A 24,167-nucleotide genomic window follows, 5' to 3' on the forward strand; every position below is an offset into this window, starting at 1 on the left:
GCCCGCCGGCGCGGGCGCGGCGGAGGCGGGGGCGGCGGCAGGCGCGGCGCCCGGCGCCGGGCCGCGCTTTTTGCGCACCTCCACCTGCACGACCTTGGAGCGGCCATGCGAGAAGCTTTGCCGCACGGAACCGGCATCGACCGTGTGTCCGGCATCGCCGCGCGCGGCAGGGCGCAGCGAAAGCCGGCCCTTGGGTTCATTTTGTTCTTTGCCGTCACTCATGCCTTATCCGGTCCAATCTCACGTCGCGGCCGCACCAACCGGCCTGTTGGCGGGCTTACTGCCCGCTTACTCCGTCCTTCGCAACACCTTGCAGGCGCCGCGTCTCGATTCCGATCATCCGCGCCAGGCGGCCCGGCGCGACAATCGCGTGCACCGCCTGTTCCCGGCCGAAAATCCGCCCCAGCGTGGCGGCGGAAAGCACCGCCGCGCAGGGAATCTCCCGCCCAGCGGCAAAGCGCGCGCGCTCCGCCGGGCTGCCATCCGCGGCCTGGACGATGAGTCCGCCCCGCCCCGCCCGCAGCCATTCCCGCGCCTTCTCGAAGCCGGAGACCGCCGCACCGCCCCGCCGGGCCAAGCCCAGCAGCTCGCCGATGCGCCGGGTGAGCGCGGCCTCCACCTGGGCCCGCAAATCCTGCGGCACGTTCAGCTGGGTTCGCGCCGCCCGGGAAAACACGCCGCGCTTGACCGCCAATTCTATCACATCGCCATCCGCGCTCAACCACAGCCCACGTCCGGGCAGGGTTGCGCCGGGATCGAAAACCAGCCCGCCATCCGGCGCGGCGACGAAACGGAGCATCTCCTCCCGCCGGCCCTGGGCGCGGGTGACGAGGCAGCGCCGGAGCGGCCCGCGCTCCGGTTCCTCCGTCACGGCGGGATCGGGTTCAGGCGGCGTTGCCATCCTCCTCCGCGAACCAATGCGCCCTTGCGGCCATGATGATCTCGTTCGCCTGCTCCTCGCTGATCGCGTCCTCGCCCAGCATCTCCACCAGCTCATCCCCGGCGAGATCGGCGAGATCGTCGAGCGTTTTCACCCCCTTCTCGCCCAGAGTGATGAGATCCTTGGCCGAGAAGGCCTCGATGGCGGCGATCTCGTCCGAGACGCCGAGCGCCTTGCGCTCCTCCTCCTGCGCGACGGCCTGCTGCTCCAAATGGGCGCCGGCGCGGCGCAGCAGCTCGGCGGCGATGTTCTCGTCGAACCCCTCGATGGTGGCGATCTCCTCCTCCGGCGTTCCGGCCAGATCCTCGATGGTCTCGAAGCCTTCCTGCACCAGCAGCCCGGCGATCATATCGTCCACATCCAGCGCCTCGACGAAGAGGCCGGTCTTGCGGCGGAATTCCTCCTGCCGGCGCTCGGATTCCTCGGCCTCGGTGAGGATGTCGATATCCCAGCGGGTGAGCTGTGAGGCGAGCCGCACATTCTGCCCGCGCCGGCCGATGGCGAGCGAAAGCTGGCTGTCCGGCACCACCACCTCAACACGCCCGGCCTCCTCATCCATCACCACCTTGGACACCTCCGCCGGGGCGAGGGCATTGACCACGAAGGTGGCGACATTGGGCGACCAGGGAATGATGTCGATCTTTTCGCCCTGCAACTCGGCCACCACCGCCTGCACGCGCGAGCCGCGCATGCCCACGCAGGCGCCCACCGGGTCGATCGAGGAATCGCGCGAGGTGACCGCCATCTTGGCGCGGGAGCCGGGGTCGCGCGCCACCGCCTTGATCTCGATGATGCCGTCGTAAATCTCCGGCACCTCCTGGGCGAAGAGCTTGGCGAGAAACCCGGGATGGGTGCGGGAGAGAAAGATCTTCGGGCCGCGCGGCTCCTCACGCACATCGTAGATATAGGCGCGCACGCGGTCGCCATTCTTCAAATTTTCGCGGGGGATGCACTCGTCGCGGCGCAGCAGCGCCTCGGCCCGGCCGAGATCCACCATGAGGTTGCCGTATTCGGTGCGCTTGACCACGCCGTTGATGATCTCGCCCACCCGGTCCTTGAACTCGTTGTACTGCTTGGCCCGCTCATATTCGCGCACGCGCTGCACGATCACCTGCTTGGCGGTCTGCGCGGCGATGCGGCCGAAATCGATCGGCGGCAGCGGATCGACGAGGAAATCCCCAACCTCCTTCTCGGGCGCGAATTTCTTGGCGATGGCGACGGGGATCTGCGTCTCCTCATTCTCCACCTGCTCGACGATCTCGGTCCAGCGGGAGAGGCGCACATCCCCGGTCTTGCGGTCGATGACGGCGCGGATGTCCTTCTCATGCCCGTATTTGGCGCGGCCGGCCTTCTGAATGGCCTGCTCCATCGCCTCCAGCACGTCCTCGCGCTCGATCTGTTTTTCCCGGGCTACGGCGTCGGCGACGAGCAGCAATTCCGGGCGGTTGACGGAGGTGTCCATGTAATCCTCTTAATTGGTCACTTTGGGTTGGGAGGTGAAGGCGATCAGCGCGTCGGTGAGGACGAGCCTGGCCTTCCTGATATCGGCGCGGGGCAGCTCGGCGATCTCCCCGCTCTCCAGCCGCAGCCGCGCGGTCTGGGCATCCGCTCCCACCAGCTGGCCGGTGAAGCGCTTGCGGTTGCCCGGGCCGGGGAAATTCAGCTCGATCCGCGCCTCGAACCCCGCATAGGTGTTGAAATCCTTGGTGCGGGTCAAAGGCCGGTCGATGCCGGCGGAGGAGACCTCCAGCGTCCAGGCGCTCTCGATCGGGTCTTCCACATCCAGCACGGCGGAGAGCAGGCGCGAGATTTTCTCGCAATCCTCCAGCGTCAGGGACGCGCCATCGGCACGGTCGGCCATGATCTGCACGGTCGGGTTCTCGGTGCCGATGATCTGCACGCGCACCAGCTCATAGCCTTGGGCTTCCAGCGGCTCGATTATGATCTCGGCGATGCGGCCTTCCAGGCCGGTATGGGTCGGGCGGTTGTCTGACAAACCTAAAATCCAATAAAAAAGGCGGCCGGTTAGGGCCACCCTGCGGAACAGCGGGTCTTTTATTGGTCCTTTAGATAGGCGCATCCCGGCCGGACGGCAAGGGGGTATGGTGAGGATAGTCCGGGTCGAGGGCGAGTTCGTCGCAATCCACGCGCATCGCCTCCTCCATCCGGGCCAGCCGGTCCATGGTAGCGTCGTGAGCCTGGAAGGATTCGCGCGGCGCGGAATGGCCGGTGAAACTAGCGGCGAAGCAGCGCATCACGTGATCCACCCCGGCCGGGGTCACGCTGCGCTGATCCGCGGCGAAGTAATGGGGCGTCGCGGCGCTGGTGATGATCTCGTAGGCGGGGAAATAGGCTGAATCCTCGCGTTGCGCGACGGCCATTTGCGCGGCCACGCGCAGCACCGCCTTGGAATAATCCGAGGCCACCATCACATGCGCATCCCGGCGCGCCGTGGCGACCAGCGGCACGGGCGAGACGGTGAAAATGAACCGGCAGGCCGGGTTCCGCCGCCGGATGGCGTCGATGAACCGCAAAAGATCGGCCATGACCTCATCCACGGTGAAGTTATGGAATTCATGCCGCGCTGGGTCATAGACCCCACCCGCCACTCCGGGGCAGAGCGGAAACACCGCGCCATCCGCCCGGGCCCGCCAGCATTCCGTCAGGCCGAGGGTGAAGATGAACACGTCCATCGTCTCGAAAGCCTCGCGCACGGCGGCGAAATGGCGGTCGCGGTCCGCCTCGTATTCCTGGGCGGTAAGAAAGCCGCGCGGCTGGATACGCGGACGGAACGGATCGATCCAGGCGCCGTCCTGGCCGCTCCACACATCCTCCCGCGGCTGGAACATTCCGTAAACCCGGTCGCAAAGCTGCAATAATTGCCGCGCGGTGTAGAGATTGCCGTAGCGCGCGGAGAATAGCCCGTAGCCGAATCGCGCCGCCAGCGCCGCGGGAAAAATGGGGTGGGCGGGTTCCGTCACCAGAAAATGCAGCCCCATGCCGGGCAGCCGCGGGCTGATGTTTTGGGCAAAGCAGCTGCCGGCGGTGACGATCTTGTCGCGCGGCGAGAGCGTGAAGGGGGCGGGCAGGGCGGGGTTGATGTCACGAGGGTCGTGCGCCGCCACGCCCCGGCTCCAGAACGCCTCGTTGCCTTGTTGCCGGTACGGGTGGCTCATGCGGTAAACTCCAGCAGCGCTTTCAAGACATGGCCGCCATAAAGAGCGTTGCCGTGGGTGGCGTCGGGATGGCAGCCGAAGGGCAGCATGATGCCCGAGGGGTCACGCATGGCCAGGGGCGAGGGCAGGAGATCGACGCCGAGGCGCGCGCAAGCCTCGCGGTAGAGCCCGGAATGGAGCCGCCATATTTTGTAGCGCAGCAGCGCGGGCGCGATGCCCAAGGCGGCGATCTCATCCGCGAACGGCGCGGAGTGGCGCCGGATATGGTCCTCCGGCAGGGGAGGGGGCGACTCGATATGCACGACTCGTCCCGCCACGGCGGCGCGCAGCAGGGCCAGGGCCCGCAAATGCGGCGCGATGCGGCGTTCCAGCTCCTCGCGCAGCATCTCCGCCGGCACCAGTCGGGCCTGGCGGTCGAGCGGCAGATCCGGCTCATCCGGGAGCACGAAATCGAAACCGGGCGGATGCGCCACCAGGCCGATCATCGAATGGTCGTTTCCGCCGAGAACCGAGACATGGATTTGGGCGGCGCTGGTCGCAAGGGCGCGCCCGACCTCCGGATGAAACGCGCCCTCCGGCGTGAAAAGCGGCTCGTAACGCTGGGATTCGAGCTGAAGAAACGTCATCCGCGTGCCGGGCGCCACCAGCGGCGCGTGGGCGTAGGGCTGAGGAGGCGGGCCGCCCGCCTCCGCCTGATTATGCCACGCATACCACAATGCCGTGAGGTGGCTGCGGCCCATCAGGAAGTAGGAGCGGCTCATGACCCTGTTTCTTTAGCAGGGCCGCCCCTGCCCGGCCATCTTGAAACGAAAAAGCCCCGGACCTCCGGCCAACGGCCGAAGAGTCCAGGGCGTTCTTGTCCCGCGCCCGGTTCAGGCGGAGTAGTACATCTCGAATTCAACCGGGTGGGGCGTATGCTCGAACCGGTAGACTTCCTTCCATTTCAGCTCGATATAGCTCTCGATCTGCTCCTCGGTGAACACGTCTCCCGCCAGCAGGAATTCATGATCCGCCGCCAGCGATGTCAGCGCCTCGCGCAGGCTGCCGCAAACGGTGGGGATGTCCTTCAACTCTTCCGGCGGCAGGTCGTAGAGATCCTTGTCCATCGGGTCGCCGGGATGGATCTTGTTCTTGATGCCGTCGATCGCCGCCATCAGCAGGGCCGAGAAGGAGAGATACGGGTTGCAGGTCGGATCGGGGAAGCGGACCTCCACGCGTTTCGCCTTCGGGCTGGTGGTGTAGGGAATGCGGCAGGAGGCGGAGCGGTTGCGCGCCGAATAGGCGAGCAGCACTGGCGCCTCGAAGCCCGGGATCAGCCGCTTGTAGCTGTTGGTGGAAGGGTTGGAAAACGCGTTGATCGCCTTGGCGTGCTTGATGATGCCGCCAATGGCGTAGAGGCAGGTCTCGGAGAGGTCCGCATAGCCATTGCCCGCGAAGAGCGGCTTGCCGGCCTTCCAGATGGAAAGATGGGTATGCATCCCCGATCCGTTATCGCCATAAATCGGCTTCGGCATGAAGGTCGCGGTTTTGCCGTAGGAATGGGCGACATTCTGGACGCAGTATTTATAAATCTGCATCTGGTCGGCCATGGTGGTCAGCGTGCTGAACTTGGTGCCGAGCTCGTGCTGGGACTGTGCGACCTCGTGGTGATGCTTCTCGATCGGCAGGCCCATCTCGCCCATGGCGGAGAGCATCTCGGCGCGCAGATCGCTCTCGCTATCCACGGGCGGCACGGGGAAGTACCCCCCCTTCACGCTGGGGCGGTGGCCCATATTGCCTTCCGGATAGTCCTTCATGTTGGAGCCCGGCCCCTCGATCGAATCGAGTTGATAGGTGCCGAAATTGCCGCCCGTGCCGAATTTCACGCTGTCGAAGACGAAGAATTCCGCCTCGGCGCCGACAAAGGCGGTATCGCCGATACCGGTGGATTTCAGATAATCCTCGGCCTTCTTGGCGGTGGAGCGGGGGTCTCGCGCATAGCCCTGGCCGGTGGCGGGTTCGACGATGTCGCAGAACAGGATGAGGCTCGGCTTGGCCGAGAAGGGGTCCAGCACCGCCGTCTCCAGATCCGGCTGGAGGATCATGTCGGATTCGTTGATCGCCTTCCAGCCGGCGATGGAGGAGCCGTCGAACATGAAGCCATGCTTCAGCGTGTCCTCATCCACGGTGCTGACATATTGCGCGGTATGCTGCCATTTGCCCCTGGGGTCGGTGAATCGCAAATCCACGTACTCAACCCCGTTTTCCTTGATGAGGTTGAGAACCCTCGCGACGCCGTCGCCGCTCTCGGCCTTCTTAGCCATGTGTATCCCCGTTGTGTAAGGTTGCGTTTTTGATACGGGCGCCCGATGCGCCCGGCAGACGCCAAGCCGCCCGGATGTTAATCACACCGGGCGGCTTGGCAATGGGATCGCTCAGACCGCGGCTTCGCCCTTCTCGCCGGTGCGGATGCGGATCGCTTCCTCGATGGAGGAGATGAAAATCTTGCCGTCCCCGATCCGGCCGGTGCGGGCCGCGTTGGTGATCGCCTCGACGGCGCGTTCGACCACGGAATCCTCGCATACGACCTCGATTTTCACCTTGGGGAGAAAATCAACCACATATTCGGCGCCGCGATACAGCTCCGTATGCCCTTTCTGGCGCCCGAACCCCTTGGCCTCGATGACGGTGATGCCTTGCAGGCCAACCTCGTGCAGCGCCTCCTTCACCTCGTCGAGCTTGAACGGCTTGATGATCGCTTCGATCTTCTTCATCTGGTCCACGCCGGGCCGGGGCCCCGCGTCCTCCTCTGTTCGTCGGACAGCACACCGAAACCCCGCCCCGGTCAGCCGGAGGGCAAGTGCGCGCCAGCCACTGGGCTGACGATATTCGCTCTTGCATGCTCCATGCCAGAATGGATTTTTCGCGCCGGCCCTTGGTTGCGTCCGGGGCATCAAAGGCCAAAACCGGCATTTGCTCAAGAGGCGGCGGGCAAAGCTTAATTTTTAAGCAATATTGCCGCGCCCTCCGCGCGCGGGTAAACACGGCCCCTGTCAAGCTCTGGGGATCATCACGTGAAGCCAGCCAATTCCCTGCTCTCGGCCGCCGGCACCACGATTTTCACGGTCATGTCGGCGCTGGCCATGCGGCACCAGGCCATCAATCTCGGCCAGGGCTTTCCGGACACGGAAGGCCCGCGCGATGTGGTGGAGGCGGCCGCCGCGGCGCTTCTCGACCAGCGCAACCAATACCCGCCCTTGACGGGCCTGCCGGAACTACGCGAGGCGGTGGCCGCCGCCAACCGGCGTTTCTACGGGCTGGAGATCGACCCGGCGGCGGGGGTCGTCGTCACCTCCGGCGCGACGGAGGCGATCACCGCCTGCCTGATGGCGCTGCTCAACCCGGGCGACGAGGTGGTGCTAATGGAGCCGCTCTACGATACCTATATGCCAGTGGTGCGGCTGTTGGGCGCCACGCCCCGGCTGGTGCGGCTGCAACCCCCGCATTGGGACCTGCCGCGCGCGGAGCTGGCGGCGGCGTTCGGCCCGCGCACCAAGCTGCTGCTGCTCAACACGCCGATGAACCCCACGGGCAAGGTCTTCACCCCGGAGGAGCTCGGCTTTCTCGCCGGGCTGCTGCAACGGCACGACGCCTATGCCGTGTGCGATGAGGTTTATGAGCATCTCGTCTTCGCCGGAGCGCGGCACGTGCCGCTGATGACCTTGCCGGGCATGGCGGGGCGCTGCCTGCGCATCGGCAGCGCCGGCAAGACCTTCTCCCTCACCGGCTGGAAGGTGGGGTACGTCTCGGGGCCGCCAGACCTCGCCGGGCTGGTCGCCAAGGCGCATCAGAACCTCACCTTCGCCACCCCGCCCAACCTGCAGCGCGCCGTGGCGCTGGGGCTGGCCAAGCCCGAGGCCTATTTCGCGGAGCTGGCGGAGGATCTCCGCCGCCAGCGCGACCTGCTCGCGGCAGGGCTGGAACGGCTTGGTTTTCGCACCCTTCCCGCCCAGGGGAGCTATTTCATCACCGCCGATTTCGCGCCGTTGGGTTTCGCGGGCGGCGATCTCGCCTTTTGCGAGGCGATCACCGCCTAGGCCGGCGTCGCCGCCATCCCTCTCTCCGCCTTTTATGCCGCGGACGCGCCCGGCCATTATGTCCGCTTCGCCTTCTGCAAGCGCCCGGCGGTGCTGGAGGAGGCGCTGGCGCGGCTGGAGGGCTGGCGGGCGGCGCGGCCATTGACGGCCCTGGCTTGACCGCGTTAGACGCCCGCTACCTGGATGGCGGACGTAGCTCAGTTGGTAGAGCGCCGGTTTGTGGTACCGGTTGTCGCGGGTTCGATCCCCGTCGTTCGCCCCAGGCCGCCCTCTTTGTAAAATTTTACGCTGCATGCGCGAAGGCGGTGTAAAATTTTACCTATTTACCCGGTTTTTTCACGAATTCCTCTGACACGCCTTGCCCCGCCGCGTATGTCACCCCCGTGACAATTTCCGGAATTTTAGCGGAGCAGCCAATGTCGTACCAAGATAGCATACGCAGCCTGAATGACCTGATCGCCGCCAAGGGTGGTGCCTGGGATGGAATCTCACCCGAGGCGGTGGCCCGTATGCGGCTGCAGAACCGCTTCAATACCGGGCTGGACATCGCCCGCTACACCGCGAAGATCATGCGGGAGGATATGGCGGCCTATGATGCCGACCCCGCCAATTACACCCAATCCTTGGGCTGCTGGCACGGCTTTATCGCCCAGCAGAAGATGATCTCCATCAAGAAGCATTTCGGCTCGACCAAGGGGCGCTACATCTATCTTTCCGGCTGGATGGTCGCCGCCTTGCGCTCCGAGTTCGGCCCGTTGCCCGACCAGTCCATGCACGAGAAGACCTCCGTGCCGGCGCTGATCGAGGAGATCTACACCTTCCTGCGCCAGGCGGATGCCCGCGAGCTCGGCCTGTTGTTCCGTGACCTGGATGCCGCCCGCGCCGCGGGGGACCTGGCCCGCCAGAAGGAGATCCAGACCAGGATCGACAATTACGAGACCCATGTCGTTCCCATCATCGCCGATATCGATGCCGGGTTCGGCAATGCCGAGGCCACCTATCTGCTGGCCAAGAAGATGATCGAGGCGGGCGCCTGCGCCCTGCAGATCGAGAACCAGGTTTCCGACGAGAAGCAATGCGGGCATCAGGACGGCAAGGTCACCGTGCCGCATGAGGATTTCGTCCAGAAAATCCGCGCCTTGCGCTACGCCTTCATGGAGCTGGGCGTGGAGGATGGCATCATCGTCGCCCGCACGGACAGCCTGGGAGCGGGGCTGACCAAGCAGATCGCCTTCTCCAAGGAGCCGGGCGATATCGGCGACCAGTATAACGCCTTCCTCGATTGCGAGGAGGTCGACCCCTCCGCCATCGGCAATGGCGATGTGCTGATCACCCGCAACGGCAAGCTGATGCGGCCGAAGCGCCTGCCCTCCAATCTCTATCAGTTCCGTCCCGGTACCGGGGCCGAGCGCTGCGTGCTTGATTGCATCAACGCCCTCAATAATGGCGCCGATTTGCTGTGGATCGAGACCGAGAAGCCGCATATCGAGCAGATCGCCGGGATGATGGACAAGATCCGCGAGGTTTGGCCAACGGCCAAGCTGGCCTATAATAATTCGCCGTCCTTCAACTGGACGCTGAATTTCCGCCAGCAGGTTTACGATGCCTGGAAAGAGCAGGGCAAGGACGTCTCGGCCTATGACCGCGCCCGGTTGATGAGCGCCGATTACGACCGGACCGATCTCGGCGCCGAGGCGGATGAAAAGATCCGCACCTTCCAGCGCGACGCGGCCAAGCGGGCGGGCATTTTCCACCATCTCATCACCCTGCCGACGTACCACACCGCCGCCCTTTCCACCGACCATCTCGCCAAGGAATATTTCGGCGATATGGCGATGCTGGGCTACGTGGCCGGGGTGCAGCGCAAGGAGATCCGTGAGGGAATCGCCTGCGTCAAGCACCAGAACATGGCGGGCTCCGATATCGGCGACGATCATAAGGAATATTTCGCCGGCGAGGCCGCTCTCAAGGCGGGCGGCAGCCACAACACGATGAACCAGTTCGCGGCCTGACGCCCCGCGCTGATGCTTGAGAACGGCCCGGGCCAAGCCCGGGCCGTTTGCCGTTCCTTGTCCGGTTTGCCGGTGGGGCACCCCTATGTTATGGCTGGGTAACATGGCGGGCCGGTTCCGCCATCCCTCCGGTGCGGTGGATTGGGCAGACGAGCAATGGCAAAAAAACTGGTTTGGGGCCGGGCCTGGCATGGCCGTTCCTATGATCTCGGGCGCATGTCCCTCGCCGAGCTATGGGGGGCCTATCTCACCAACCCCGCCATCAATCTCTACGCCGCGCTGGCCTTGCTCTCCGGGGCCTATGCGCTGCTCACCGTCCGGCATTGGCCGCAGCTGGCCTGGCCCGCCCTCGCGGTCTTCATCGTCTATCCGCTGGTCTGGTACGGGCTGCACCGCTATGTCCTGCATGGCCGCTGGCTCTACCGCATGCGCTGGAGCGCGGGGTTGTGGAAGCGCATCCATTTCGACCATCATCAGGACCCGCACCGGCTGGAGGTGCTGTTCGGCTCGCCGCTCAACACCATCCCCACCATGGCGGTCATCACCGGTCCCATCGGCTATGCTCTGGCGGGCTGGACCGGGGCCGCCGCCGGCTTCGCCACGGCGCTATTCATAACCTGCGTTTATGAATTCTTCCATTGCATCCAGCACCTCAACTACAAGCCGCGCAACCGCTTCATCCAAAAGCTCAAGCGCGACCATTTGCTCCATCATTTTCAGAGCGAGCAGGTGAATTACGGCATCGTCAGCTTTCTGCCAGACATGCTGTTCCATACCTATGCCAGCCAGGCCAAGGATTGCCCGAAAAGCCCAACGGTTTTCAATCTAGGTTACGATCTTGAGGAAGCGCGGCGATATCCCTGGGTGATGCGGAAAACCGGCGCGCCGCCCCTGGATAAACCCCCGCCCGCCATGGAGGAAACCGCCAGGCGCGGTTGCTGATGCCGGGGGTCGAGATTGTCCCCGTCACGGATAAGCGCCTGCTCTCCCGTTTCATCCGCCTGCCAGAGCGGCTGCACGCCACGGACCCCGCCTATATCGCGCCGCTGCACATGGAGCGCGCGGAGGCATTGAACCCCGGAAAAAACCCGCTTTTCGGCCATGCCGAGGCGCAATACTGGCTGGCCGTGCGGGAGGGGCGGGATGTCGGGCGCATCAGCGCCCAGATCGACCGGCTCGCCCTCAAGCTGCGCCCGGACGAGCCCGGCCTGTTCGGCCTGCTGGCGGCGGAGGACGACGCGGAGGTTTTCACCGCTCTGCTAGACACCGCGGCGGACTGGCTGCGCGTGAGGGGCATGAAGGCGATGCGCGGGCCATTCAGCCTCAACATCAACGAGGAGACCGGCCTGCTGGTGGACGGGTTTTCCGCCCCGCCCATGCTGATGATGCCGCATGACCTGCCTTATGTGGCGGGGCAGGTGGAAAAACGGGGGCTGGTCAAGGTCAAGGATGTCCTCGCCTATCTCTACGATATCCGGGTGGAGCTGCCGGATGCCGTCCGCCGCCTGCTCGCGCGGGAATTGCCGCCGGGGCTGAAGGTGCGCCGGCTCGATCTCAAGCGGATCAAGGAGGAGATTCGCAATGTCACCGCTATTTTCAATGATGCCTGGTCGCAAAACTGGGGCTTCGTGCCGCTGACCGAGGCGGAGACCGATTACCTTGCCAAGGCTCTGAAGCCGCTGCTTCATCCCCGCCTCACTAGCCTGGTGGAGCGGGATGGCGAGCCGGTGGCCTTCATGATCGCCCTGCCGAATCTGAACGAGGCGATCAAGGGCCTCAAGGGCCGCTTGCTGCCTTTCGGCTGGGTCCGGCTGTTATGGCGGTTGAAGGTGGCGGGGGTGAAAACCGCGCGGGTGCCATTGATGGGCGTGCGCCGCGCCGCCGCCCGGGACATGATCGGCGGGCTGCTGCCCTATTTGATGATAGACCAGGTGCGCCGGGAGGGTCTCGCCATGGGCTATACCCATATCGAACTCTCCTGGATTCTCGAGGATAACCTGCCGATGCGCCGGATGATCGAGGGGCTGCGCGCCGCGCCCTACAAGACCTACCGGGTCTACGAAAAGCCGATTTAGAGCCAGCCGCTCGCGCGATACCAGGCGGCGGTCTCGGCGAACCCCGCCGCCAGGCCGTAGCGGGGCGAATAAACCGCGGCGGGCAACAATTCCGCCAGGGGCACGGACCAATCCGGATGCAGGAGTTCCCGCGCCTTGCCGAGGGTGAGGATCGGCGGCTCCGCGCGCAGCCGCCCAGCCAGCCCGCAGGCGAGGCCCGCAGCCAGCACCGCTTGGCCCGGCATGGGAAGCAGCAAGGGCCGTCCGCCCGTGGCCCGCGCCGCTTCCTCGAGCAGGGCGCGCGGGCTGTAGCCCTCCGGGCGGGAATCGGCGAGGGCGAAGCGGCCGGGACGGAAAGCCTCCCCCGCCAGGGCGGCGATGGCCGCCGCCGCGTCCGCGGCATGGATCACCGCCACCCGCCCGGCGCCGAACACCGGCGCCACCCGCCACAGGCTGGCGCGGAAGAGCGCCAGGGTTTCCCGGTCCCATGGCCCGTAAATCGCGGGCGGGCGGAGAATGGCGAGCTGTTCCGCCGCCCCGGCATACGCCTCCCGCGCTGCCTCCTCGCCGGCGCGCTTGCTGGCGGCATAGGCGGAGAGCCCGGCCTCCCGCGCGGCGAGGGAGGAAACCAGCAGGAAGCGCGCCCCCGGCGCGAGGCGCCGCACCGTGCCAGCCAGCAGGGCGGTGCCGTCCCGGTTGACACGGAAGAATTCGGCCCGGCTGCGCGCCTTGATGAGACCCGCCGCGTGGATCACCACATCCGCGCCGCGCACCAGCGCCTCCACCGCTCCAGCATCGGCCAAATCGCCGCGCAGCGTCTCGAAGGCGAGGCCGGCGAAGGCGGGATGCGCGGGGTCGCGCCGCGCCAGCAGGCGCAAGCGGAAGCCGGCGCGCGCCAGAGCGGGGATGAGATGCAGGCCGAGAAAGCCAGTGCCGCCGGTGACGGCGGCGAGGCGCGGGGTCACTCCGCCGCGGTGGCGGCGGGGCGCGGCTCGAAGGCGCCCTCCAGATACATGGCGCGGGCGCGCGAGCGGCTGAGCTTGCCGGAGGAGGTCAAGGGCAGGCTGTGCGGCGGCACCGGCACCACCCGCGTCTCCAGCCCGTGCCGCCCGCGGAAAAACCGGGCGAGGTCGAGGGCCAGGGTCTCGCGCGCGGCGGGGTCGACCAGCCGGCATTGAACGAGGACCACGACCTCCTCCTCCTCCCCGTCATCAACCGAGAACACCGCGACATCACCGCTGCGCAGCGAGGCGAATTCCGCCTCCGCCGCCCATTCGAGGTCTTGAGGCCAGACATTGCGGCCATTGGCGATGATGAGATCCTTCGCCCGACCGGTGATCACCAGCTGGCCATTGGCGAGATAGCCGAGATCGCCGGTATCGAGCCAGCCATCCGGGGAGAGGACGCGCGCGGTTTCCTCCGGTGCGCCGTGATAGCCCAGCATCAGGCTGGGGCCGCGCACGAAAATGCGCCCCACCTGCCGCTCGGGCAGTAAGTTTCCCGCCTCGCCGCGCACCTGCGCCTCGTGCCTGGGCAGCATCTGGCCGCAAATCACGAAGCGGCGGGTGCGCTCACTGCGGCCATTGGCGGGCACGGCGCGGTGCTCGCGTTCCAGGATCATGCCATCCACCGCGTCCTCGCGAGCGCCATGGCCATCCGGGCTGAAGCTGAGCGCCAGCGTCGCCTCCGCCATGCCGTAGCAGGGAATGAAGGCGTTGGGAGAGAAGCCGCTGGCGGCGAAGCGTTCCGCGAAGCGGGTGAGCACGGCGGGGCGGATCATGTCGCCGCCGATCCCCGCCCGCCGCCAGGAGGAAAGATCGAGCTCCTCGGTGGAGACCGTCTGCGCCCGGCGCGTGCAAAGCTCATAGCCGAAGGAAGGGCTGAAGGAGATGCTGCCCCGGTTGCGGGTGATGAGTTGCAGCCAGAGCAGGGGGCGGCGGGCGAATTCCCGCGTCGGCAGAATATCGACCGAGAGCTGGCAGGCCATCGGCATCAGCAGGAAGCCGACCAGGCCCATATCGTGATAATAGGGCAGCCAGGTGGTGCAGCGGTCGCCATCGCCCACCTGCAATCCATATTTCGCCATGTAATGGGCGTTGGCCATGAAGGCGCGCTGGGTGACGGCGATGCCGAGGGGAAAGCGGGTGCTGCCGGAGGAGAATTGCAGATAGGCGAGGGAGTCCGGCGCGGCCGGCGGCGTGGCCTTCGCCAAGGGGGCCTCGGCCAGGGCGGAGATGACCCCCGAGCATTTCAGGCCGAGCCCGGCGACGGCCTGGGCCAGCCAGTCCGCGAGAATGGCGGGGCCAAACACGGCATGCGCGTCCGCGCCCTGGATCATCCGGCGCAGGAAGGCGATATAACCATCCTTGCCGCCGAAGGCGGTGGGAAGAGGCAGCGGCGCGGGAACCAGCCCGGCATATTGGCAGGCGAAGAAGGCGCGGGCGAAATCGCCATCGCTCTCCGCGAGCAGGCCGACGCGCTCGCCGGGTTTGAGCCCCAGGCCGAGCAGCCTCCGGGCGAGCAGCATCGCCTCGGCCCGCAGTCTCGCATAGGGTAATATCTCGGTGAGAACGCCTTTGCCTGAATAGAAGTTGAGGCCGGTCTGGCCTTGGGCGGCGTAATCGAGAGCCTCGGCAATGGTTCCGAAATCGGCGAAGCGCTTGGCCAGACCTGGGTGGCGAGTCGGGGTCGGCTCAGTCATTTTGCCTGGAATCTACCTTTGCCATGATCCATGGGCGCTAACAGAGTCAAAAGAGAATGGCAATGGCTTTGCCGTAAAGGCGCAGGCACTCCTTGCCAAATCGTGCTGAACCGGCTTGGCCTTCCTTCCGCCGGCTTTCCGAGCCCGTAATCTCCCGGCGCATGGGAGCCGAGTCCCGCACCGCGCATTGGGCTGGACCTTTCCAGCTCCGTCATCCGTCCCGGCGAGATCATGGGAGGCGAGGCCGGAGCGCCACGATTCGCGCTTTGCCGCGCATGGCTGCCATACCGGGAACCCGCCAAAACCCGCCATTGACGCGGGCGCGCCGCCCGCCCAGCGCTTCCCCCGCCCTGATCCGCCGGTTGCTCCCGATCTTATCGCCTATTCCCTGTCATGCTTGCGACACATAATGGAAAGAGCTAGGAAACTGACTCACCACGCAGAGTTCGGGCTCGCCCAGATTCTTCCGCGTTAGAGCCTTGAAGCTTCTGGCGCTGTCCCGCGGGGTGCGGCTGCAGGAGGCTTGAGAGCGGTTGATGGATGAGGGTGAGGTTCCGGTCGGAGGGGCAAAGGCGGGGTTCCGCTCTTTCGCTGGTGGTGCAATCCGGCCGGATGGAAAAGCGTTCCGCTCTTCCGGCGGCCTTAGCGACAAACGAGGTTGATGATGGCGAAAAACGGCATCCGCATCGCGATTGCTGGCGTCGGCAATTGCGCGAGTTCCCTGATCCAGGGGTTGTATTATTATACGCCGGAGCGTTGCGCCACCGATGTTGTCGGCCTCATGCACACCGAGATCGGCGGGTACCGGCCCTGCGATATCAGCGTCGTCGCCGCCTTCGACGTGGATGCCCGCAAAGTCGGCCAGGATGTGAGCCGCGCCATCTTCGCCAAGCCCAACTGCACCAAGGTATTCCAGGCGGATATTCCGGAGATGGGGGTGGTGGTGCGGATGGGCCAGGTGCTGGACGGCATCTCTCCCCATATGGCGGATTACGATGACAACCGCACCTTCGTGCGCGCCGGGGCGGCTGAATTGAGCAAGGCGGAGATCGTCGCCAGCCTCAAGGAGAGCCGGGCCGACATCCTGCTGAATTATATGCCGGTAGGCTCGGAGCGGGCGGCCCGGTTCTATGCCGAATGCGCGCTGGAGGCGGGCTGCGGTTTCATCAACAACATGCCGGTCTTCATCGCCAGTGACCCGGCCTTCGCCGCGCGGTTCACCGCCGCCGGGCTGCCGATCATCGGCGACGACATCAAATCCCAGCTCGGCGCCACCATCACCCACCGGGTGCTGACGGATCTGTTCGCCAAGCGGGGGGTGAAGCTGCTGCGCACCTACCAGCTCAATACCGGCGGCAATACCGATTTCCTCAACATGAAGAATCAGGAGCGGCTGGCCTCCAAGAAAACCTCCAAGACCGAGGCTGTGCAAGCCGTGGCCAAGAGCCGGATGGAGAACGAGAACATCCATATCGGCCCCTCGGATTACGTGCCCTGGCAGAACGACAACAAGATCTGCTTCATCCGCATGGAGGGGCTGCTTTTCGGCGATGTGCCGATGGACCTCGAACTGCGTCTCTCCGTGCAGGACAGCCCCAACTCCGCCGGCGTGGTCATCGACATGATCCGCTGCTGCAAGCTGGCGCTGGAGAATGGCATTGGCGGGGTGCTCGCCGGCCCCAGCGCCTATTTCTGCAAGCACCCGCCGGCGCAATACACCGATGACGTGGCCTATGAGATGACGGAGGAATTCATCCGCTCTTGCCGGCCGGCCTTGGCGGCCACCGCCGCCGAATGAAATGCCTCATCGCCGCGGCGGGCCAGGGCACGCGCCTGCGCGAGAAGGGAGAGCTGAAACCGCTCATCCCCATTCGCGGCGTGCCGCTGATCGAGCGGGTGATCATGAACGCCCATGCCGCCGGGGTGGAGGAGTTTCTCGTCGTCACCGGCTACCGGGCGGAGGAGTTGCAGGCGCGGCTCGGCGAATTCTCGCGCCGCACCGGCATCCACGTCACCCGCATCCATAACCGCGCCTGGACACGGGCGAATGGCGTTTCGGTGCTGACGGCCAGGCAATATCTGGACGAGCCGTTTCTGCTGACCATGTGCGACCATCTGGTCGATCCCGAGATCCTGCGCCGCATGATCGAGGCCCGGCAGGAGGCGGACACCGTGATGCTCGGCGTCGATTTCAATATCGACAACCCGTTGAACGACCCGGATGATGTGACCCGCGTGAAAAGCGAGGGCGCGCGGCTCCTGCATATCGGCAAGGTGATCCGCGACTTCAACGGTTTCGATACCGGCGTTTTCCGCTGCACCCCCGTCATGTTCGCGGCGCTGGAGGAATCCCAGGCGCGCGGGGATGACAGTATTTCCGGCGCCATGAACGTGCTGGCCGAATGGGGCAAGGCGCGGGTCTTTGATATCGGCGACCGGCTCTGGGTCGATGTGGACGACCCGGTCGCCTTCGGCAAGGCCGAGGCGCTTCTCGATTCCAAGCGGCTCTGAAGGGGCGGTGAGAATGAGCGATGCCGCTCTGGGCGGGGCTGAGCCGGTTCGCCGGACGGAGGAGATCGAGGATCCCTCCAATCTGTACTTCATCCACCCGCTCTCGGCCCGGCTCGTGCCGCTCTGCGCCCGGCTGGGCGTCAAGCCCAACGCCGTATCGCTCGCCGGCATGGCCTGCGGGCTGCTGGCCGGCCTCTCCTATTATTTTTACCAGAATACCGGCTGCGCCATTCTCGGCTTCGCGCTGATGCTGGCCTGGCATGTGCTGGATGGGGCGGATGGCCAGCTCGCCCGGCTGACCAAGAGCTATTCCGAGCTGGGCAAGGTGCTGGACGGCATTTGCGATTACGTCACCTTCACCGCCGTTTATGCCGGGCTGGCGCTGGCTCTCAGCCATCAGCTCGGCCCCTGGGTCTGGGCGCTGGCGGCGCTCTCCGGCCTGGCGCATGCTGTGCAATCAGCGGCTTACGAGATGCAGCGCCAGGAATATAATTTCTGGGGCTGGGGGCGGAACTCGGCCGCTCTGCCAGAGCTGAGGGCGCGGCCGCGCGGTCTCGCGGGCTGGCTGCATCATCTCTATGCGCGGGTGCAGGTCTGGGCCTCCGGCGGGGCGGCGGAGTTCCACACGCGCTTCGCCAGGATTTTTGCCGCTCGTCCGGCCCAGCAGAAGGCGCTGCGCGCCGCCTACCGCGCGGCCTTCGCGCCGCTGGTCCGGCGCTGGGGGGTGCTCAGCGCCAATTACCGCACGCTGGCCATTTTCATCGCCGCGCTGCTCAAACTGCCGGTGCTCTATTTCGTTTTCGAAATTCTCGGGCTGGGCGCGGCGATGCTGGTGCTGCTGGAGGCCCAGAGGCAACAATACAAGGCGTTTCTGGCGGGACTCACCCGCTGAACAGGGTTTGCAGGCGGTTATGGCCGCGCGCCAGCAACCAGGCGCCCAGCGAGACGAGCAAAAGCGGGGGGGTGAGAGCGGAGATGGCGGGGTTGACCGCCATCAACAGCCCGGCATAGCCGGTGATCTCCTGGATCAGCAGAAACCCTATGCCGATGACCGCGCCGGTCACGGTCTGCCAGCCCGCATGGCCGGAGCGTTGCGTGCCGCCAAAGACGAAGGGCGCGGCGATGAGAACCATGCCGATCAGCGAGACCGGGACCGCCACCATATTCCAGAAGCTTTGCTCGTAAATCAAAGCCTCTTGATGCTGGCGCTTGAGTTCATGGACATAGGCGAACAAAGCCAGAGGCGGCATGGTTTCCGGCGGGATGGCGAGAAGCTGCAATTGCTTGTCGGAGAGAAAAGGCCGCCAGGCGAGCGAGGCGGGATGGTCGGTCTCGATCTGGCCGTTAGAGACGGCGTCCCGCTCGACCCCGGTGAGTTGCCATTCTCCATCCGGCAGGGGGCGGGCGGTTTCCGCCCGGATATGGCTTTGCAACGTGCCATCCGGATTGAACGCGAAGATCTCCACCCCCCGCAGCGTGTGCCGCCCGGTGTAATTCTGCACGTTGAGGAAGACGCCGTTTTTCTGGGCCCAGAAGCCGCCATTCGAAAGCCCGGGCAGGGCATCGCCCAGCGCGGCGGCCTGCTCGCGCTGGGCTTTTTGCTGGGCTGGGGGGACGACGAATTGCGCGATGAGAAACAGGCCGAGGATGACCGGCAGGCAAAGCTTGACCACCGCGCCCATCATCCGCGCCTCGGAGACGCCGAAGCTGCGCCAGGCGGTGAGTTCCGAATACCGGGCGAGGCCGCCCAGGCCGATGAGGCTGCCCAGCAGCATGGCGATGGGAGCGATTTGTAAAAGCCGGTCGGGCGCGGTGAGGAGGGCGCTGCTCAGCGCATCGCGCAGCTGGTAGCGCCCGTAGCCGATCAGGCTCAGCTGCTCGATGAAGTCGAGCAGGCTGAACAGCGCGGTCAGGCCAATGGCGACGAGCAGGAAGGCACGAAACACCGCCCAGCCGAGATAGCGGTCGAGCAGGGTCATGCTAACCCGCTAAGGAGCGCAAGGCAGCGGGGTGCAGGCGCCGGGCCGAAGCCGCGCCGGGCGGCGGCCGCCGCGCTTGCCGCCGCCAGACCGGCACGTACCAGATGATGGCGATGGCCAGGGCGAGCATGGCGGGCGCCCACCATAAGCCGGGGAAACCGCCGATCAAGCCGTGCTGCACCCAGCTTCGCGCCGTGCTGCACGCGAAAAAATAGGCGGAATAGGCGAGGATCGCCGGACCGAATCTGGTGTAGCGGCCCTGGCGCGGCTGCCCCCGGCTGAGCAGCGCGCCCAACAGCGCCAGCAGCATGGTGGAGACGCCGGTGGACAGGCGCCATTGCCGCTCGGCCACATCGGGAGGGCTGGAGGAGGAGAGCAGATGCTCCATGCCCGCCGCCACCGAGCTATATTTGTAATTCGTCGTAATCTCGCTATCGGGGCTGACATTGATCTGAGCCGCGTCGAGAACCTGGTCTTTGGCCGGGGCGTCCGGGTAAAACTGATAGACATGGGCGCCGAAGAGATGGACGACGCGGCGTCCATCCGTCCCGGTGGCGGCGGGTGTCGCGTTATCGGCGTAGATCACCTCGATATGATCACGCTCGCGCTGCGCCACGAAAACCCGCAGGGCCGGGGCGTGCGGCCCGGCGCGGCTGCCGAGGAAAATGACACGGTCGCCATCGGAGCTGGCGTAGAACGTTCCCGCCTCCATGGCGTTTACATTCATCATCGCCGCGGCGCGGTGGGAGATGTCATGCGTGGCCAGATAGGCTTTGGGCCGGGCGAAGACCGAGAGGCCGACGACGAGCAGGGCGAGCGCCAGCGCCACCCCCATGACGGGGGCCAGGAATTCGCGCGGCCCCATGCCGAGCGCCTGCATGGCGGTCACCTCGTCATCCATTTGCAACCGGCCGAATCCCGTCACCACGGCCATGAACAGCGAGACCGGGAGGATGACATCCATGGAGATCAGCAGCTTGAGAAAGGTGAGGGCGAAGATGGAGCCGACCGGCAGCAGGCCGCTCACCGCGTCCGAGAGAATCTGGGCCAGGCTGTAGCCAGAGAACAGCAAGGCGAGAATGCCGAGGATCACCGCGAAGGGCCGTAGAATCTCCCGGATGATATATGCCGTGACGATCAATTTCCTGGACCCATCCATCTTCGCCCGCCCGCGGGTGCCGCGGTTTTGCCCGGCCCCCCGTGACAATGCGATGCCGACTCTTTAATAAGGAGGCTTAGGACTTGTATAGGTTTAAATTTCCGCCCGCCATGGGCCGCCCATGCGGGGCTGGCTTGCGGCGGCGGGACAGAGGAGCGGCGGTCCGCCAGATGCCCGAAGACAATGAGGATATCCGTGAGGTGATTTTCGGCGCGCTGCGCGCGGCCCTGCCGCAGGCGCGCCCGCTCTCGGACGAAACGCATATCATTGAGGATCTCGGGCTGGATTCCGTGGCGGTGATGGATTTTGTCATGGAGATCGAGGACAGGCTCGATATTTCCGTGCCGCTCGACCAGATCGCCGAGGTCGAGACGCTGGGGGATCTCGTCGCGACAGTGCAACGGCTGAAGGCCGCGCGGTGAGCGATGGCCCTGTTCGATAAATACGCGGCCCTGGCTGAACAGTATCGCCGGCTGGAGGAGGCGGGAGCCAACCCCTTCAATGTTCCGTTCGACGAGGTGCTCTCCCCCACCGAGGCGGTGATCGCCGGGCGGCGGACGCTGTTGCTTGGCACCAATAATTATCTCGGACTCACCTACGACCCCGCCGTGATCGAGGCGGCCCGCCAGGCGACGCGGGCGCTGGGCACCGGCACCACCGGCTCGCGCATCGCCAATGGCAGCTATGGCGGCCATGCGCGGCTGGAGCGCGCCCTGGCGGCGTTTTATGACCGCGCCCATGGCATGGTGTTCTCCACCGGTTACCAAGCCAATCTCGGCATCATCTCCGCCCTGGCGGGCAAGAACGATCATCTGCTGCTCGACGCCGATTCCCACGCCAGCATCTATGACGGCGCCCGGCTCGGCCATGCCCAGGTCATCCGCTTCCGCCATAACAGCCCGGAGGATCTCGCCAGCCGGCTGCGCCGCCTGCGGCACGAGCCGGGGGACAAGATCATCGTCGTCGAGGGCATTTACTCGATGCTGGGCGATACCGCGCCGCTCAGGGAATTCGCGGCGGTCAAGCGGGAATATGGGGCCTATCTGGTGGTGGATGAGGCTCATTCCCTGGGCGTGCTGGGGGAGACGGGACGCGGGCTGGCGGAACAGGCGGGGGTGGAGCCGGATGTCGATTTCATCGTTGGCACCTTCTCCAAGAGCCTCGCCGGGGTGGGCGGGTTCTGTGTCACCGATATCGCCGGGGCGGAGATTTTACGGGTCGTCAGCCGGCCCTATATGTTCACCGCCTCGCTGCCGCCGGGGGTCATCGCCGCCGCCGAGGCCGCCTTGCACGAGCTGCGCATGCGCCCCGCCTTGCGCCAGCGGCTGAACGAGAACGCGGTGCGGCTTTATCGGGGGCTGGAGCGGCTCGGCTTCGAGCTGGGGCCAGAGCCGAGCCCGGTGGTTTCCGCGATCATGCCTTCGCCGGATGCCGCCTTCGGCTTCTGGGCGGCCTTGCTCAAGGCCGGGCTCTACACCAATGTCAGCCTGCCTCCGGCCACGCCCGGGGGGCTGGCCTTGCTGCGTTCCAGCGTCAGCGCCGCGCATAGCCCGGCGCAGATCGATCATGCCATCGGCCTGTTCGCCGAGCTGGGCCGCGCGCAGGGGCTGCTGCCGAGCCGGGCCGCCCTGGCGGTGAAATAACGCTTAATCACCCGGCGCCGATGCGTGAGGTCGCGATCTACCGGCACAACCTGTTCAGGGTGTCGGAACCGTTCATCACCCAGCAGGCGCAGGGCCTGCAACGCTACCGGCCGGTTTATCTAGGGCGGCTGCGCATGGGTCCGGCGCCGCCAGGCGCGGAGTTCCTGGCGCTGGAGGATCTCGCGCCGCCGCGGCTGAAGCTGCTGCCCGCCGGCTGGCACCTGCTTTCCGCCAGCCCGCATCCCTATCTCTATATGCTGGAAGGGCGGCGGCCCGCCCTCATCCATGCCCATTTCGGCGTGGACGGTCTGCACGCCCTGCCGCTGGCGGCGCGGCTCGGCGTGCCGCTGGTCACCACCTTTCATGGGTTCGACGCCACGCTCGGCACGCCCGGCCTGCTCGCCAACCCGGCCTGGGCGCGCTATGCGCTGCGGCGCGGGCGGCTGGCGGCGCAAGGCGGGCTTTTTCTCGCCGCCTCGGCCTTTCTGCGCCGCAAATTGCTGGATCTCGATTTCCCGCCGGAGCGGGTGCGCGTGCATTATATCGGGGTGGATACCCGCGCGATCATGCCCCGCGCCCCGGCGGAGGAAGAGGAGGTGATCCTCCACGTGGCGCGGCTGGAGCCGGTGAAGGGAACGGAAATTCTGATCCGCGCCTTCGCCCAATTGGCGCCCCGCTATGCCCAGGCCCGGCTCGTTATCATCGGCGAGGGCGGGCTGCGCAAATCCTTGCAGCGCCTGGCGCGGGAAAGCGGCGCGGGTGAGCGGATCGTCTTTCTCGGGGCGCGCCCTCATCCGGAGGTTCTCGCCTGGATGCGCCGGGCCGCCATGCTCGTTCTGCCCAGCGTGCGCACCTCATCGGGCCGGGAGGAGGGGCTCGGCATGGTGCTGCTGGAAGCCGCCGCCACTGGCGTGCCGGGCATCGGCTCGCGCGTCGGCGGCATCGCCGAGGGCATCGCCGAGGGCAAAAGCGGCTTCGTGGTGCCCGAGCGCGATCCCGACTCGCTGGCCCACGCCATCGCCACCCTGCTTGCCAACCCTGGCTTGCGCCAGCGCATGGGGGCGGCGGCGCGCCAGCAGGTGGAGCGGTATTTCGACCTCAGCCGCCAGACCGCCGCGCTTGAGGATCTTTACGACGCCATGCTGGACGGGCGCGGATGACCCGCGCCGCGCTGGTGGCCGCCCATCCCGATGATGAGATCCTTTGGCTCAGCCCGGCGGTGGCGGCGGCTGACCCGCTGGTGCTCTGCTTCGGCGCGCCATTTGCCAACCCGGCCAGGGCGGCCAGCCGCGCCCGCGCCGTGGCCGCTTTGGGCCTGCCGCGACTCGTCAACCTGAACCTGCCGGAAAGCGGGGCGCGGCCCCATGTGGATTGGACCCCGCCCCATCTCACACCCTTCGGGATCGGGATCACCGACCTCGCCGCGCGGGCGCGCTATGAGGCGAATTTCCATAGCCTCGTGGAGCGGCTGCGGCTGGTGCTGCAAGGGGTGGAGGCGGTCTATACCCATAATCCCTGGGGAGAATATGGCCACCCGGAGCATATCCAGGTGCATCGCGCCGTGGGCACCCTGCAAGCGGAGCTGGGCTTTACGCTATGGTTTTCCGGCTATGTCGCGCCGCTGAGCCTGGGGCTGGCGCGCCAGCTGGGGGCGGAGCCGCTCTGGCGGGAGAAGCGGGTGGCCGCGCCGGATGTGCGCCTCGCGCGGCGTTTGCGCGGCGTGTATCTGCGCTACCGGGCCTGGACGTGGTCGCCTTTTCATGTCTGGCCCGCCTGGGAGACGCTCTATGCCCAGCCGCCCGGCCCGCGCGCGGGCTGGCGGGGCCTGCGTGGCGAAACCTTGCTGGATGCGACGCGGCTGCGCTGGTGGGTGGCGCCGGCGAAGGCGAAATGCTTAATCTAGCCGTCTAAGGAGG

General features: G+C 66.1%; 22 protein-coding genes, 1 tRNA gene and 1 pseudogene. 12 read left to right on the forward strand and 12 right to left on the reverse strand.

The features are described from left to right. The 8 genes from M7H45_RS04295 to M7H45_RS04330 form a co-directional block, all read right to left on the reverse strand. On the reverse strand, window positions 1–222 hold a 222-nt coding region (locus M7H45_RS04295; RefSeq protein ID WP_298215017.1), incomplete at its 3' end, for a translation initiation factor IF-2 associated domain-containing protein. Window positions 223–277: 55 nt separating this feature from the next. Beyond that, window positions 278–901, reverse strand: coding sequence for an RNA-binding protein (locus M7H45_RS04300; protein WP_298215018.1), 624 nt, complete (start codon window positions 899–901; stop codon window positions 278–280). Next, window positions 885–2,402 carry a transcription termination factor NusA gene (nusA, locus tag M7H45_RS04305; protein ID WP_298215019.1) on the reverse strand — a complete coding sequence of 506 codons (1,518 nt, stop codon included), beginning with the start codon at window positions 2,400–2,402 and terminating at the stop codon, window positions 885–887. Before nusA ends, M7H45_RS04300 begins: the two co-directional genes overlap by 17 nt. A 9-nt stretch (window positions 2,403–2,411) precedes the next feature. Continuing rightward, window positions 2,412–2,936 carry a ribosome maturation factor RimP gene (rimP, locus tag M7H45_RS04310; protein ID WP_298215020.1) on the reverse strand — a complete coding sequence of 175 codons (525 nt, stop codon included), beginning with the start codon at window positions 2,934–2,936 and terminating at the stop codon, window positions 2,412–2,414. 70 nt (window positions 2,937–3,006) lie between these two features. Next, window positions 3,007–4,116 carry a GSCFA domain-containing protein gene (locus M7H45_RS04315; protein WP_298215021.1) on the reverse strand — a complete coding sequence of 370 codons (1,110 nt, stop codon included), beginning with the start codon at window positions 4,114–4,116 and terminating at the stop codon, window positions 3,007–3,009. Next, window positions 4,113–4,877: a hypothetical protein gene (locus M7H45_RS04320; protein ID WP_298215022.1), complete on the reverse strand. Its 765-nt coding sequence runs from the start codon at window positions 4,875–4,877 to the stop codon at window positions 4,113–4,115. Before M7H45_RS04320 ends, M7H45_RS04315 begins: the two co-directional genes overlap by 4 nt. Before the next feature lie 111 nt (window positions 4,878–4,988). Then, window positions 4,989–6,419 (reverse strand): type I glutamate--ammonia ligase, encoded by a 1,431-nt coding sequence (glnA, locus tag M7H45_RS04325; protein ID WP_298215023.1) that lies wholly within the window; start codon window positions 6,417–6,419, stop codon window positions 4,989–4,991. A gap of 111 nt (window positions 6,420–6,530) precedes the next feature. Continuing rightward, window positions 6,531–6,869, reverse strand: a complete 339-nt coding sequence (locus M7H45_RS04330) for a P-II family nitrogen regulator (protein ID WP_298215024.1) — start codon at window positions 6,867–6,869, stop codon at window positions 6,531–6,533. A gap of 300 nt (window positions 6,870–7,169) precedes the next feature. On the opposite strand from M7H45_RS04330, the pseudogene M7H45_RS04335 reads away from it, so the two are divergent. From M7H45_RS04335 to M7H45_RS04355, 5 genes and pseudogenes are all read left to right on the forward strand, one after another. Next, window positions 7,170–8,351: pseudogene (locus tag M7H45_RS04335) on the forward strand (aminotransferase). A 27-nt stretch (window positions 8,352–8,378) separates the two neighbouring features. Beyond that, window positions 8,379–8,454: transfer RNA gene (locus tag M7H45_RS04340), tRNA-His, on the forward strand. Between the two features lie 154 nt (window positions 8,455–8,608). Beyond that, a complete protein-coding gene (locus tag M7H45_RS04345) occupies window positions 8,609–10,204 on the forward strand; it encodes an isocitrate lyase (protein WP_298215025.1) in 1,596 nt (531 codons plus the stop codon). A gap of 156 nt (window positions 10,205–10,360) precedes the next feature. Further along, on the forward strand, window positions 10,361–11,146 hold the full coding sequence (locus M7H45_RS04350; protein WP_298215026.1) for a sterol desaturase family protein: 786 nt from the start codon (window positions 10,361–10,363) through the stop codon (window positions 11,144–11,146). Next, window positions 11,146–12,279, forward strand: a complete 1,134-nt coding sequence (locus M7H45_RS04355) for a dATP pyrophosphohydrolase (protein WP_298215027.1) — start codon at window positions 11,146–11,148, stop codon at window positions 12,277–12,279. The genes M7H45_RS04350 and M7H45_RS04355 overlap by 1 nt, the downstream gene beginning before the upstream one ends. On the opposite strand, the gene M7H45_RS04360 is transcribed toward M7H45_RS04355, so the two are convergent. Both M7H45_RS04360 and M7H45_RS04365 read right to left on the reverse strand, forming a co-directional pair. Beyond that, window positions 12,276–13,223, reverse strand: coding sequence for an NAD(P)-dependent oxidoreductase (locus tag M7H45_RS04360; RefSeq protein WP_298215028.1), 948 nt, complete (start codon window positions 13,221–13,223; stop codon window positions 12,276–12,278). The two genes, M7H45_RS04355 and M7H45_RS04360, sit on opposite strands and share 4 nt — an antisense overlap. Further along, on the reverse strand, window positions 13,220–14,959 hold the full coding sequence (locus M7H45_RS04365; RefSeq protein WP_298215029.1) for a fatty acyl-AMP ligase: 1,740 nt from the start codon (window positions 14,957–14,959) through the stop codon (window positions 13,220–13,222). The genes M7H45_RS04360 and M7H45_RS04365 overlap by 4 nt, the downstream gene beginning before the upstream one ends. Before the next feature lie 661 nt (window positions 14,960–15,620). On the opposite strand from M7H45_RS04365, the gene M7H45_RS04370 reads away from it, so the two are divergent. Genes M7H45_RS04370 through M7H45_RS04380 form a run of 3 tightly spaced genes read left to right on the forward strand, consistent with a single transcriptional unit; the run spans window position 15,621 to window position 18,362 of the window. Next, complete coding sequence (locus tag M7H45_RS04370; RefSeq protein WP_298215030.1) at window positions 15,621–16,757, forward strand: inositol-3-phosphate synthase; 1,137 nt, start codon at window positions 15,621–15,623, stop codon at window positions 16,755–16,757. After that, window positions 16,754–17,470 (forward strand): NTP transferase domain-containing protein, encoded by a 717-nt coding sequence (locus tag M7H45_RS04375; RefSeq protein WP_298215031.1) that lies wholly within the window; start codon window positions 16,754–16,756, stop codon window positions 17,468–17,470. Before M7H45_RS04370 ends, M7H45_RS04375 begins: the two co-directional genes overlap by 4 nt. A 13-nt stretch (window positions 17,471–17,483) precedes the next feature. Beyond that, window positions 17,484–18,362, forward strand: a complete 879-nt coding sequence (locus M7H45_RS04380; RefSeq protein WP_298215032.1) for a CDP-alcohol phosphatidyltransferase family protein — start codon at window positions 17,484–17,486, stop codon at window positions 18,360–18,362. Here M7H45_RS04380 and lptG read toward each other — a convergent pair. Then, the gene (gene lptG, locus M7H45_RS04385) at window positions 18,352–19,449 is read right to left on the reverse strand and encodes an LPS export ABC transporter permease LptG (RefSeq protein WP_298215033.1); all 1,098 of its coding nucleotides are present in this window, start codon (window positions 19,447–19,449) and stop codon (window positions 18,352–18,354) included. The genes M7H45_RS04380 and lptG overlap by 11 nt on opposite strands. A gap of 1 nt (window position 19,450) precedes the next feature. Further along, window positions 19,451–20,590 (reverse strand): LPS export ABC transporter permease LptF, encoded by a 1,140-nt coding sequence (gene lptF / locus M7H45_RS04390; protein ID WP_298215034.1) that lies wholly within the window; start codon window positions 20,588–20,590, stop codon window positions 19,451–19,453. Window positions 20,591–20,778: 188 nt separating this feature from the next. Here lptF and M7H45_RS04395 point away from each other — a divergent pair, with 188 nt between their 5' ends. From M7H45_RS04395 to M7H45_RS04410, 4 genes are read left to right on the forward strand one after another with little or no spacing between them, the layout of a single operon-like run. Continuing rightward, on the forward strand, window positions 20,779–21,030 hold the full coding sequence (locus M7H45_RS04395; RefSeq protein ID WP_298215035.1) for an acyl carrier protein: 252 nt from the start codon (window positions 20,779–20,781) through the stop codon (window positions 21,028–21,030). A gap of 3 nt (window positions 21,031–21,033) precedes the next feature. Next, the gene (gene spt / locus M7H45_RS04400; RefSeq protein ID WP_298215036.1) at window positions 21,034–22,251 is read left to right on the forward strand and encodes a serine palmitoyltransferase; all 1,218 of its coding nucleotides are present in this window, start codon (window positions 21,034–21,036) and stop codon (window positions 22,249–22,251) included. A gap of 20 nt (window positions 22,252–22,271) precedes the next feature. Continuing rightward, entirely contained in the window at window positions 22,272–23,411 is a 1,140-nt protein-coding gene (locus M7H45_RS04405; RefSeq protein ID WP_298215037.1) for a glycosyltransferase, read from the forward strand. Further along, window positions 23,408–24,154 (forward strand): hypothetical protein, encoded by a 747-nt coding sequence (locus M7H45_RS04410; protein WP_298215038.1) that lies wholly within the window; start codon window positions 23,408–23,410, stop codon window positions 24,152–24,154. The genes M7H45_RS04405 and M7H45_RS04410 overlap by 4 nt, the downstream gene beginning before the upstream one ends. Window positions 24,155–24,167 lie beyond the last annotated feature (13 nt).

It is taken from the genome of Acidocella sp. (genome assembly GCF_027352905.1).
Classification (GTDB): domain Bacteria; phylum Pseudomonadota; class Alphaproteobacteria; order Acetobacterales; family Acetobacteraceae; genus Acidocella.

What these genes read in the sequence shown, in the direction of transcription:
- glnA (WP_298215023.1), bottom strand. Translation starts at nt 6,419, where the DNA reads ATGGCTAAGAAGGCCGAGAGCGGCGACGGCGTCGCGAGGGTTCTCAAC.
- M7H45_RS04380 (WP_298215032.1), top strand. Translation starts at nt 17,484, where the DNA reads ATGAGCGATGCCGCTCTGGGCGGGGCTGAGCCGGTTCGCCGGACGGAG.
- M7H45_RS04370 (WP_298215030.1), top strand. Translation starts at nt 15,621, where the DNA reads ATGATGGCGAAAAACGGCATCCGCATCGCGATTGCTGGCGTCGGCAAT.
- M7H45_RS04320 (WP_298215022.1), bottom strand. Translation starts at nt 4,877, where the DNA reads ATGAGCCGCTCCTACTTCCTGATGGGCCGCAGCCACCTCACGGCATTG.
- M7H45_RS04300 (WP_298215018.1), bottom strand. Translation starts at nt 901, where the DNA reads ATGGCAACGCCGCCTGAACCCGATCCCGCCGTGACGGAGGAACCGGAG.
- M7H45_RS04345 (WP_298215025.1), top strand. Translation starts at nt 8,609, where the DNA reads ATGTCGTACCAAGATAGCATACGCAGCCTGAATGACCTGATCGCCGCC.
- spt (WP_298215036.1), top strand. Translation starts at nt 21,034, where the DNA reads ATGGCCCTGTTCGATAAATACGCGGCCCTGGCTGAACAGTATCGCCGG.
- M7H45_RS04350 (WP_298215026.1), top strand. Translation starts at nt 10,361, where the DNA reads ATGGCAAAAAAACTGGTTTGGGGCCGGGCCTGGCATGGCCGTTCCTAT.
- M7H45_RS04410 (WP_298215038.1), top strand. Translation starts at nt 23,408, where the DNA reads ATGACCCGCGCCGCGCTGGTGGCCGCCCATCCCGATGATGAGATCCTT.
- M7H45_RS04330 (WP_298215024.1), bottom strand. Translation starts at nt 6,869, where the DNA reads ATGAAGAAGATCGAAGCGATCATCAAGCCGTTCAAGCTCGACGAGGTG.
- M7H45_RS04365 (WP_298215029.1), bottom strand. Translation starts at nt 14,959, where the DNA reads ATGACTGAGCCGACCCCGACTCGCCACCCAGGTCTGGCCAAGCGCTTC.
- M7H45_RS04375 (WP_298215031.1), top strand. Translation starts at nt 16,754, where the DNA reads ATGAAATGCCTCATCGCCGCGGCGGGCCAGGGCACGCGCCTGCGCGAG.
- nusA (WP_298215019.1), bottom strand. Translation starts at nt 2,402, where the DNA reads ATGGACACCTCCGTCAACCGCCCGGAATTGCTGCTCGTCGCCGACGCC.
- M7H45_RS04355 (WP_298215027.1), top strand. Translation starts at nt 11,146, where the DNA reads ATGCCGGGGGTCGAGATTGTCCCCGTCACGGATAAGCGCCTGCTCTCC.
- M7H45_RS04395 (WP_298215035.1), top strand. Translation starts at nt 20,779, where the DNA reads ATGCCCGAAGACAATGAGGATATCCGTGAGGTGATTTTCGGCGCGCTG.
- lptG (WP_298215033.1), bottom strand. Translation starts at nt 19,449, where the DNA reads ATGACCCTGCTCGACCGCTATCTCGGCTGGGCGGTGTTTCGTGCCTTC.
- M7H45_RS04405 (WP_298215037.1), top strand. Translation starts at nt 22,272, where the DNA reads ATGCGTGAGGTCGCGATCTACCGGCACAACCTGTTCAGGGTGTCGGAA.
- M7H45_RS04315 (WP_298215021.1), bottom strand. Translation starts at nt 4,116, where the DNA reads ATGAGCCACCCGTACCGGCAACAAGGCAACGAGGCGTTCTGGAGCCGG.